The following is an 11,610-nucleotide window of genomic DNA, read 5'->3' on the forward strand; positions in this document are numbered from 1 at the left end:
CGGTTATTGAGGCTTAACCCCAGATTTCGTTTCAGCATGGGTCTGTATTCAATCAACGCCACTATATTGGAACATCAGGATCCGGCATGAGGGTTTCTGCATCCCGAACAAAATGCAGCATCAAGCCACCTAGACCCACGAGAAGCATGCACACAGACGCAAGAAAGTAGAGAAGTGCCATTCCTGCCCCTGGCGCAGTTCCAAACAGCCATCCACAGATAGGAACTAAGCTACCACTGGGCTTCATAGCCGGTTCAAAAAATCGATCTGCCAATGGCCCTGCTACTAAAACAGCAAGGATAGAGGACACCTGAAAAATTAAGGAATGGGCAGCAAATACTCTCCCCTGTACTTGTGGGGATACCTTTGACCACCAGAGGGCAGTATCGCAACTGCTCAGCAGCGGAAAGCTTAAAGAAGACATGAACTGAGCTGGAATCCAAGTAAATAGGGATTGTCCCCACCCAAAGAATGCTTTGCTTGCCCCTACCCCAACCATTGCGACTAAAAGACCATGCATTCTGTGTTTGGGGCCTTTCCAAGCGATTAAAATAGCAGCGCCCAGCAGTCCCCCCAGTCCTGTTGCTGCTGAGATACTGCCCAGAATGGCAGTATTATTGCCACTCCGAGCCAGCACCATGGGTGCATATAGAGCGCCTCCTACTTCATTTGCAAAGGAGAATAAAAGTAAAATTCCTAGAAGAATTAGCAAGCCTTGATGAAGGATGAGGTAGCGAAATCCATAGAAAGCTTCTGCAAAACGCTGCGCATAAGTTGAAGAGGGTTTAGGAGAGGATTCAACTTGCGGGATAGAAACGCTGAGAATGGTGAGAATGGCAAACCCAAACGTCGCAATATCAATCAGCGCGATACCGCCTAGGCCAAGATGGGGATAGAGCACACCCGCTAGCGCAGGTGCAATAATAACTGAGCCATAATGTAAAACTGAACTCATACTGCTGGCGCGAGTGTAGTGCTGCTTAGGAACCATCATGGCAGTAGCAGTGGAGTAGGCAAGCTCCTGAATTTCGCCAAAGGCACCCGTTACCATTTCAGCAATGTAAAAGTGCCAAACTTGCAAGCGATGGCTAAAATAAAGCCAAATAATAGCCACTGTAGTGAGGATTGAGATGGTGTCCCCTAATACGATCAAAGCCTTACGATTCCAACGATCGACGATACTTCCGGCTATTAGCGTGACAAAGATCCCTGAAAGTAGTGAGAAGAGCCTCATAAAAGTCAAGGTGGTGGCTTTTTCAGTCATTTCCCAGGCTGATACTTTGATCGCAAACTCAGTCATGTAACTGCCAAGAGTTGAAACAAGCTGGCCTAGCCAGATAATGCTGTAAGTGCGCATTTGGCGTTTGTGTTAAGGGGACTGCTTTAGCACGGAATTTTCAAGAATGGTTCTGGTTTCTTGTGGTGACAACCCCACACAAGCTGCTAATTCTTCTAAGGCAATTCTGGTTCGTCCATTGGCGTTCAGTAATTCTACGGCTATGTCTGAATGCTCTTTATTGGACAAGTGTTGGGTGGGTTTGGCAGATATTGAGTTTAGCTTGAGATCTTTAGTGCAGGAATCGTCGGTGACTGTCTGCATGCGATCGCTCATAATCTGTATGGCTTGACGAGCTTGAATATAAGCGATGTAAAACTTCACCACTTCAACCCGTTTTTGCTTTTTAGTTTGTTTCAGGCGCGCCCGGAGTGCAGGCATCCGCTGAAATATGCTAATGAGGCGAATCGGATCGATGGCGATCGTGGAGGAGAAGCTTCCTTCTGAATAGGAATTAGCATATTCTTCGTTAGAAGTACTAAGACTGAAAGATGGTTCTAGCTCTAGAGATACAGTATCTTGGAAGGCGCTGAAGCCCAATGCTGTTTTTGCATCTAGTACTTCCGCTGAATGACGTTGGGCAATCGTAAAGAGCTGCTCGATAATTGCTAAATCCTGATGAGTAATTTCTGTTTGCAAAGTTTTGGGTTGACAACGTCTGACAGAGATGGGTTGGGCGCAGAGGGTAGGCGTAATAGATACTAACAACAGCCCTGAAAGAAGCCCAGAAAAGGCTCGTGGCAGACATATTTGAGGATAACTGGGACGTAACTTAACCATGACACAAAAATTCGATCTCTGAGTCGCTTGGATAACATAGTTCAAAGTCTACGATTCATAAGAATGACCAAGATTACCTGAGAGAATTTCTACAATATTTTGTCTTTCGATTAATAGCTTTCGTCTAGAGTTAAAAACTACAAGCTAAAAATAGGCTGATTCTGTTTTGACTGAATGAATACAAAATTAACATTGAATTCTTGAAGCTAAAACTCAAATCCAACTGAGCCTAAAACCGTAAACGGTTCACCCGGATAAATTGCAGCACCTTGACTGGTATAGTAGCGAGTGTTAAATAAATTTTTAAAATTAAGTCCTATCCTCCAGTTATCTCGCTTATAAAAAATTGTGGCATCCGCACGGATGTAGGAAGGAATCACAAATGAATTCGGCAGCTCTGCTTGGACATCCCCTACATAAAATAGGCCTCCACCAAACCCCAACCCTTTCGCAGCTCCTTTTTGAATTTCATAGGTAGTCCACAAACTAGCACCAGATCCAGGTGAATTTGTTAATGTGTCCCCCACAGGAGTTTCATTTGGATCTCCAACTCTCACGATACTTTCATTTACAAAAAAGGAAGCAATAATATTCCATCCCGGCAGGGGTTCACCTACAAGATCGAATTCAATCCCACGACTTCTAACTTTGCCAACAGGTAGAAACGCTTCCTCATTAGGATCGTTGGGGTCGAGAACCGCAACATTTGTTTTCGTGATTTGATATGCTGATAACGTAGCTGCAAGTTTTCCTTTCAAAAATTCAGCTTTAATTCCTGCTTCAATTTGAGTTCCGCGAGTAGGTTGGATTAGTTCTCTTGTAATGGTGAAGACGTTATTAGGAACAAAGGATTGACTAAAGCTTGCATATAAAGAAACTGGTTTGATGGGTTGATAAACGATCCCCACTCGAGGTGAGAATGCTTGATTAGAAAACGAATTTCTAGAAGCTTCACCAATTGGAGTGGTGCCATCAGTATCAAGATCTTGAGATAAAGACTTTTCGTCGATAAATTCATATCGACCTCCCACCAGTAACTTTAGGTTTGGGAGTAATGTTATTTGATCTTGCAAGTAAAAACCAAGCGTATCAGTGGTGGAAGAAAATGCACTTGCGCCATCATCATAAAGTGTGGGAACAGAACCATAAACAGGATTCAATAGATTAATTGGACTAGCTGTTGCGAATCCAGTATTGTCGAGTAATTCAAAACGAGTCCATTCAAAGCCAAAGACCATCTGATGTTCAATAGACCCAGTCTTGAATTTACCAATAATATCAGCTTGAACTGAGTAGCTCTCATTCCTATTTTTAATATCTCCCTGAAAAAAACGCTCTAAATCTCCAGTGATGGGGTCAGGTTCTTGTCTGATTCGATGGGCATTCCGTCGGAAACTAGAGGATTGCCAAGCCACTCGGCTGCGAAGTTGCCAATTTTTATTAAAGGAATGTTCTAGCTCTAGATTGAGTGCTTGAGCTTCATTTTTTACGGTATCTGTAGGTTCACCTAGGAACAGATTTCTTGGCAGATCGAAGGCAATAGGATTTCGAGGTAACCCAGGGTTGTTGGTTCCGTTTTCGTTGAGGTATTCATAGGAAAGCTTAAGATTTGTATTGTCACCAATCTTATAAGTGAAGCTAGGAGAAATTTGGAAAATTTCTCGATCTACAAAATTAACAAAACTTCCTGAGTTTTCATAGGCAACATTCAGCCGGTAGAGCAAACGCTTATCTTTGGTGAGTGGGCCAGAAAAGTCGATAGAGGGTTTGTAGAATGAATAGCTGCCAACCTCGAATTCTGCTAAGTAATAGGGGCGATCTAACGGCTGCTTAGTAACAAAGTTAATGACGCCGCCTGGTTCGAGTTGACCGTAAAGCACAGAGGCAGGGCCTTTGAGTACTTCCACCCGCTCAATGTTGCTGGGATTAAAGCTCCCTAAATCAAGTGCCCGAAAACCATTTCTATATTCATTCCCAGCTCCAACATCATCATTCCCGCTAAATCCTCTGATCGTGAACTCTTCCCCGACTCCTGATGGGCCAGCATTCGAAACAACACCACTCACGTTACGAAGAATTTCGGAAGCCCTAGTTGCACCTTGATCTTCAATGACTTGACGAGGAACAACCTGAATGGACTGGGGAATGTCGCGCAGAGGCGTATCTGTCTTGGTTGCGGTTGAAGCATTTGGAACCCGATAGGTCGGCTCTTTCTCTCCCGTTGCAACAATTTCTTCTTCTCCCTCATCTGCATCAATTGGCTGTGATGGTGCAGTTTGACTTTGTGTGGGTGGCTGTTGTGCCGTTTGGGGTTGACTGAGTGTCACAGTTGCAGCGACAGGAGCCGAGACCGTGCCGACAATACTCACCTTAACAGTGGTAGCATCCATTTGCAGTACGCTCACAGACGCAATCCCCATAGATGGATTCGCTGCTTGAAATCCTGGACCTTCCGGTAATGCGAGAACTGCATTTTGAATTTCAGTTACAACCGTATTGCCTTCCGTGCGCCTAATTGGTTGCGAAGCAGAAAGACCTTCAGACTCTAAAATAACCTCTATTCCATTGGGGACAGGCTTTAACTTCACCGCCGTGATTTTAACGGCACTACTCGACTCTTGTGCAACTAAATCAATTGCATGGGTAGAGGCTTTCGGCAAAGTCTTTATAGACTCAATCCTTAGCTGAGGGTTGCTAAGATTCTCTTGAATCTCGCCTTTATGTCCTGGGTAGGTTTCAGCTTTGATGGGCTGCGTGCCAGTCCAAAGTAGCAAACTGCTAGCCCAAAGGATATTAGCAGTCTGTAGAATAACTTTGCTCAAAATAAAATCCTCACAAGAAGTCGATTTATTTCCGTAAATTAGATTTATCCAAATTGGGCAGACCCAATCTGAACAGATTGAATATAGTCAATTGATCGATTAGAGTTCTCCATCTCCCTAAATCTATATTTCCATCGTTCGAGATTTTTCTTGATAAATAAAGAGCTGGCTTTATCTATCAAGCCAGCCATTTCATCTACAGACACTTCATAAATATCTGAAACTAAACCTAGCTGATGATGATTCACCCTTTCAGCATTGTCAAACTGATCGGCCCACACCGGAAAAACAATCATAGGTACCCCGAAAAATATACATTCTTTGATGGTGTGTATGCCGCCTGCAATGATTGCAAGATGAGATTTGTTTAGAAGAGATAATTGTGGCACTTTGTTGAATATAAGCACATTTTTTGGCATAGAAATAAATAACTCCTCTTGAATGAATTCACTGACAACAAGCACGAGTTGATATTGGTCTTGATATGAGGATAAAGAAACACTATCTATCAAAACTTTAAAAAAACTAAGAATCTGACGAATTCCAATAACTTCATAAGTTCCAGAGGTTGTTCCTAAGGAGCAATAAATAATTTTCTTGTTTGGATCTAACTTTGACCAATCAAAGTGAACCCCCTCCTCTCGCTGTAAATTTATTGATGCTTCGGCATAATGGCAATCCTCGCGTACGAGGTTTGGAAGTTCAAGATCTTGCGGACACAGAATCAAATGAGGCAGTTTTAGAGGAACGTTTCTTTCTATATCCAAAGAATTTGAAGAAATACTTAATTTGCGAGATAAGTCTAGGATTGCTTTTTTGTAATCTATGTCAAGCCCAAAAAAGAAATTTATATTATTTATGGATTTTTCAAAGTTTTCTCTAAATTTAAATCCTACAAACTCCAATAAAGATTCACGGGCTGGTTTATCTCTATCAGAGTTTTTTGCTTTTGATGAAATTGATGGTGGCAAGGATGAAAACATATCTGTCAAAAAAATACTTGGAATCTTGTAAGCATTGGCTATGATACCTATCAATGTTGCATAGGCACCCTCTGTCGTACTGACAATCAACAAGTCTGGGTGAATTTCTTGGAATACTTTTTGAATTTCCTGATTTTTTCCTTCAATTAAGTCAGAGATAAATTTCTTTAGAGATTTTATAAAGGCAACTCTTTTGAGGAATAAGCTATATCCGCTAGCTTTTCCGAAATCTAGTTTTTTAAAAAAACCGTTTGGAAAAAATTCTTCTAGGATGGTCAAAAATTCAAATCCATGGGCTTGAACCCGTTCTCTAGAATCTGCCACCCCCAAGTAATAGACTTGGTTTCCGCTTGCTTGAAGCTTCTTAGCCAAATTCAGCGATCCGTTGAACTCACCTTGAAAATTGAAGATACAGAGAATCAGAGTTGCCATAAAACGAATTTGCGAGATGAAGACGGATACCCATTTCTATGGATTTAGAGCCAAATAGAGCATTTCCCATAGGCCCTAAACACGATGCCATACGGGATTACAGACGTTCGCCCGTATGACATCAGGCAAATTAAAAACGATCGCAGGTGATGCCACTCATAAATCTAATGATAAAGATTATTGATATTGTCTCTGTTGGGCATAAGCATAATAGGTATAATTCCTATTTGTCTATCATCTTTAACTTTTGCGATCGTTCAAGATCGCTGTTGCTTGCTTCGCTTTGAATACTAGAACCCATGCCTGGAAAGCTTTTGATGGCTTTTAAGACTGATGTGCTGTAACCATAGCCCCTATAATAGCCTAGACGGTGACTATTGTATTTTCTCAACAGAGAATATTAGAAAATTTAGTTTATTGACAATCTATTTCAATAAGTGATATGGTTCGCATGAATCCAAGGTCGGTCTTTCAGATCCCTTGCAGGATTGGCGACTGCCCTCTCTAGCCGTTACTGGTGTTGGAGTCACAGAATTTGACGATTCACTGAAGAAAGAAACTGTGTGACGAGATCGACCTGCTGTCTTGTCTGTTTTTAGATGAATGTATGCGGGTACGTTAGTTTGGTCTAGGCGATTATGTTTAACCTTCGAGATCGTGTTGTAGATGATATGGGGATCGGCGGTTCCTGGGAAACATTGACCCTGGTGGAACTGTTGAAAATCAGGTCAACTCAGTCTATCCACCAGTCTGCTTATACCTACTTAGATGGGGATTTGATTGTTAATTCCTGGACTTATCAGCAATTGAATTGTCGCAGTTGTGCGATCGCAGCTCATTTACAATCCTTGCATCTGGTTGGAGAACGGGCTTTACTGCTCTATCCGCCAGGATTAGAGTTTATCGCTGCTTTTTTGGGATGTTTATATGCAGGGGTTATTGCGGTTCCCGCCTATCCTCCGCGCAATCAGCGCAATACACCCAGAATTTTAGCGATCGCCCAAGATGCAGACGCTGCGATCGCGCTTACTACTAGCACCGTATTCCCGCAAATCCAACCTCTCCTTAGCTCAAAATCTAGCGATCGCGACCTGCGATGGTTAGTCACCGATGACCTAGACCTTTTGCCAGGAGAAACCTGGCAAACCCTTGCTGAAATTGACTCCAACAGCATTGCGATGTTGCAATATACGTCGGGATCTACGGGAACGCCGAAAGGCGTAATGTTAAGCCATCGAAACTTGATGCATAATGCCGCCGTAACTTACCAAGTCATGGCCCACTCTGCTGAAAGTCGGTTTATTTCCTGGCTGCCGATGTACCACGATATGGGTTTGATTGGCGGGATTTTACAGCCTCTGTACGGGGGATTTCCTTGTACGTTAATGGCTCCAGCAACTTTTCTGCAATCTCCCTATCGGTGGCTAAAAGCAATTTCTGACTACCGTGGAACGACGAGCGGTGCGCCTAATTTTGCCTACGAGCTTTGCGTGCAAAAAGTTACATCAGACCAGCTAGAAACGTTAGATCTCAGCAGTTGGACTGTCGCCTTTAATGGGGCTGAACCCATTCGATCGCAGACGTTAGAACGATTTGCCGAGAAGTTTGCACCCTGTGGATTTCGGGCGGAAGCTTTTTATCCTTGCTATGGGATGGCAGAGGCTACGTTAATGGTGACGGGAGGAGAACAGCACATGCTTCCTTTCACCAAAACCATTGCTAAGGCTGAGTTAGAAGTCAATGAAGTCGTTGAAGTGGGAACAGAAGATCGCTGCGATCGCCCTGATGCTCGCGCTGTCTTAGTCAGCTGCGGCCAAACCATGCCGGGACAACAGGTAATCGTGGTTCGCCCCGAAGCGCGCCAGCCGTGTCCCCCTCAGGAAGTAGGGGAGGTTTGGGTGACGGGGCCAAGTGTGGGCCAGGGATATTGGCAACGTCCTGATGAATCCGCAGAAACCTTTCGGGCTACTTTAGCCAATGGTGAGGGTGCTTTTTTGCGGACGGGCGATCTCGGGTTTTTACAGGACGGCGAACTTTTTATCACAGGGCGGCTGAAGGATTTAATTATCATTCGCGGACGCAATTTGTATCCGCAGGACATCGAGCGAACGGTCGAACAAAGTCATCCCAGTTTACGACTGGGGAGTGGAGCCGCTTTTGCGATCGCGTCAGATCGAACCGAACGATTGGTTGTCGTCCAAGAATTAGACTTTCGTCAGAAACCGGATCCTGAGGTCGTCATTGCTGCCATTCGCCAAGCGGTATCAGAACATCACGAGGTGCAGGTCTATGGGGTGGTATTGCTCAAACCGGGCAGTATTCCCAAAACCTCTAGTGGCAAAATTCAACGCAGGGCTTGTCGCGCTGCATTTTTGCAGGGTGAGCTACAGGCGATCGCTCAAAATCTATTGATATTAACCGAAGATGAGGTTTACGAATCCACTCTAAATCGCGAGAGCTTGCTAGCGCTTGCACCCGAATTGCGTCAAGGCTCCCTGTTAGCTGAACTACAAAACCGAGTGGCACGGGTTTTAGCGTTACCGCCTGAAGCGATCGAACCCCAGTCTGCTTTAACCCATTTAGGTCTGGATTCCTTAAAAGCCTTCGATCTAAAGAGTTGGATCGAACGGGATTTTGGCATTGCTCTTTGCATTGTCGATCTGTTCGATCGTTTGAGTCTAGACCAACTGAGCCAGAACATTCTCGCTCGAGTGTTGGCGGCACCGACAACCCCTTGGATTCAACCCCACATTCCTACTGTCGATCGCACCGATCGGCTACCTCTAGGGTTGGCACAAGAACGACTCTGGTTTCTGAGCCAATTGGAGCCGGATAGTCCTTTCTATAACGTGGCGATCGCCCTCCATCTACGGGGATCGCTCGACCGAGTCATTTTGGAGCAAAGTTTGCAGGCCCTGATTCAGCGCCATGAAACACTCCGTACCTATTTTGCTGAGTCTGAGGGACAACTGGTGCAGGTCATTCACCCTGATGCATCCCTCGTCATTCAATTAAATCCCGTTGAGACCCATTCGCCGTCAGAGATTCAAGCCTTTATTCTAAAAGAGACGCAGCAGCCCTTTGATCTGGGCCAAGCTCCGCTCCTGCGTGCCAATTTGCTGCGCGCTTCAGCGCAAGATCATTTACTTCTTTTGACATTCCATCACATCATCTCCGATGGCTGGTCGATTGGGGTGTTCATTCAAGAGCTTGCTGCACTTTATAATGCTTTCTCCCAAGGTCAGCCTTCCCCTTTAGCAGAACTTCCCCTGCAATACGTTGATTTTGTAGCTTGGCAGCGGCAGTGGCTCCAAACTCAAGCCTATCAAACTCAGCTCAGCTACTGGCAGCAACAGTTAAGCGGTCATTTACCTGTTCTCCAGCTTCAGTTCGATCGCCCTCGACCCACCATCCAAACCTATGCGGGGAAAAAGCACCCGCTGGTATTCTCAAAGGCGATCGCCGAATCCCTCAAAGCTTTGAGCCAAACCGCAGGTACAACCTTATACATGACCCTTTTGGCTGCCTTTTACGCGCTGCTTTACTGCGATACTCCCCAGGACGATATTTTAATTGGCTCGCCGATTGCCGGACGCAGTCAGCCCCAGACCGCAGGGCTGATCGGCTTTTTTATTAGTACCTTGGTGCTGCGGACTAGCCTCTCTGGCAATCCGAGTTTTCTGGACTTGCTAGCACGGGTGCGTGCGGTGGCGTTAGGGGGCTATGCCCATCAAGATGTGCCGTTTGAAAGATTGGTGGAGGCTCTGCAACCGCAGCGATCGCTGAGCTACAACCCACTGTTTCAGGTCATGTTTATTTTCCAAAATACCGCTATCCCTACGGTCGAACTACCGGATTTGACATTTACCCCTGAAGAAGTGGATGGGGGAACTTCCAAATTCGACTTAAAACTGAGTCTCTGGGAAACTGCCGAGGGATTAGCCGGATCGTTGGAATATAAAACTGATTTATTTGATTCTGCCACGATCGCCACGATGGCCGATCGGCTCGAACAACTGCTGTACCAAGTGACGGCTCAACCCACGGTGAAGCTAGATGAGTTAACCCTTCAACTGGCAAGAGGGGATCGTCTCCCCCCTGCTGACAGGGCGATCGCCCACCAACAAAAACTCAAGATCGCCAAGCGAAAAGCTATTTCTGCTGTGTAAGTTTCTCTTTTAGTCATGATCGATCTTTCTGCACGTACTGGTTCTGGGCGTCTCCAAAACCGCAAACGCCAAAGCATTCAGCTTTCAACAGAAACCTGGGTCAAGGTCGCTCCTTTAGAAGCTGAGTTCTCTTTGCCCCTCGTTATTTCACCAACCGTCACGGGGGTGAACCTAGTCCATTGGGTAGAGCAACATACTGAGCTGATTCAGGAACAGTTGCTCAAACACGGCGGCATTTTGTTTCGGGGATTTCCCGTTCGTGAAGTTGCTGAGTTTGAACGCGCGATCCGTGCGGTGGTGGTAGGGGATTTGCTGGACTATCGCGATCGCTCCTCGCCTCGCAGTTCCATTGCAGGCAAAATCTATACCTCTACGGACTATCCAGCCGAGCAAAGTATTTTTCTGCACAGTGAGAATTCCTACGCCGCGACTTGGCCCCTAAAGATTGCCTTTTGCTGCCTCACGCCGCCCCAGATTGGCGGCGAAACGCCCATTGCCGATACACGCAAGCTTCTCCAACGCATCGATCCTCAAATTCGAGATCGCTTTGCGCAGTTGGGCGTGATGTACGTCCGTAATTTTGGAGACGGATTGGGATTATCTTGGCAAACGGTTTTCCAAACCCAAGATCCCGATCGAGTAGAGCAGTTTTGTCAGGACAATGCCATTGAATTTGAATGGAAACCAGGCAACCGTCTGCGCACTCGCCAGGTGCGGCAGGCGATCGCCCAACATCCCCAAACGGGGGAGTGGGTTTGGTTTAACCATGCTGTGTTTTTCCATGTGTCTACCGTAGAGCCGCTGCTGCGGCAGGCGATGCTGGCTGAATTCTCAGAAGCAGACTTGCCCCATCACACTTACTACGGCGATGGTTCGCCCATTCCAGTGGAGGTTGTAGAGGCACTGCGTCAGGTTTATTTCCAGGAACAGGTGAAGTTTCCTTGGCAGGCAGGCGATATTTTGCTGCTAGACAACATGCTTACGGCCCACGGTCGCATGCCCTATGTGGGTTTGCGCAAGGTCGTTGTGGCAATGGCAGAACCCATTCGCGATCGAGATTTGAATCGTTAAACCAGGAGACGGGGGAT

At 45.7% G+C, this 11,610-nt stretch carries 6 protein-coding genes; 2 read left to right on the plus strand and 4 right to left on the minus strand.

Features of this window, described 5'->3' with window-relative positions; all coding sequences use genetic code 11:
* Positions 1-61: 61 nt before the first annotated feature.
* The 4 genes from R6H26_RS13970 to R6H26_RS13985 form a co-directional block, all read right to left on the minus strand.
* On the minus strand, positions 62-1,357 hold the full coding sequence (locus tag R6H26_RS13970; RefSeq protein WP_404791138.1) for an MFS transporter: 1,296 nt from the start codon (positions 1,355-1,357) through the stop codon (positions 62-64).
* Between the two features lie 12 nt (positions 1,358-1,369).
* Entirely contained in the window at positions 1,370-1,975 is a 606-nt protein-coding gene (locus R6H26_RS13975) for a hypothetical protein (protein ID WP_404791140.1), read from the minus strand.
* 347 nt (positions 1,976-2,322) lie between these two features.
* The gene (locus R6H26_RS13980; RefSeq protein ID WP_404791142.1) at positions 2,323-4,938 is read right to left on the minus strand and encodes a TonB-dependent siderophore receptor; all 2,616 of its coding nucleotides are present in this window, start codon (positions 4,936-4,938) and stop codon (positions 2,323-2,325) included.
* 44 nt (positions 4,939-4,982) lie between these two features.
* Positions 4,983-6,353 (minus strand): glycosyltransferase, encoded by a 1,371-nt coding sequence (locus R6H26_RS13985; protein ID WP_404791144.1) that lies wholly within the window; start codon positions 6,351-6,353, stop codon positions 4,983-4,985.
* A gap of 638 nt (positions 6,354-6,991) precedes the next feature.
* Between R6H26_RS13985 and R6H26_RS13990 the strand changes: the two genes are divergently transcribed.
* Entirely contained in the window at positions 6,992-10,522 is a 3,531-nt protein-coding gene (locus R6H26_RS13990; protein ID WP_404791146.1) for a condensation domain-containing protein, read from the plus strand.
* 15 nt (positions 10,523-10,537) lie between these two features.
* Positions 10,538-11,593: a TauD/TfdA family dioxygenase gene (locus tag R6H26_RS13995; protein WP_404791148.1), complete on the plus strand. Its 1,056-nt coding sequence runs from the start codon at positions 10,538-10,540 to the stop codon at positions 11,591-11,593.
* The last annotated feature ends 17 nt before the right edge of the window (positions 11,594-11,610 follow it).

Origin of the sequence: Altericista sp. CCNU0014, from assembly GCF_044923475.1 — a bacterium.
Taxonomy (GTDB): Bacteria; Cyanobacteriota; Cyanobacteriia; order Thermosynechococcales; family Thermosynechococcaceae; genus JAAURS01.

What these genes read in the sequence shown, in the direction of transcription:
- R6H26_RS13970 (WP_404791138.1), bottom strand. Translation starts at nt 1,357, where the DNA reads ATGCGCACTTACAGCATTATCTGGCTAGGCCAGCTTGTTTCAACTCTT.
- R6H26_RS13985 (WP_404791144.1), bottom strand. Translation starts at nt 6,353, where the DNA reads ATGGCAACTCTGATTCTCTGTATCTTCAATTTTCAAGGTGAGTTCAAC.
- R6H26_RS13990 (WP_404791146.1), top strand. Translation starts at nt 6,992, where the DNA reads ATGTTTAACCTTCGAGATCGTGTTGTAGATGATATGGGGATCGGCGGT.
- R6H26_RS13995 (WP_404791148.1), top strand. Translation starts at nt 10,538, where the DNA reads ATGATCGATCTTTCTGCACGTACTGGTTCTGGGCGTCTCCAAAACCGC.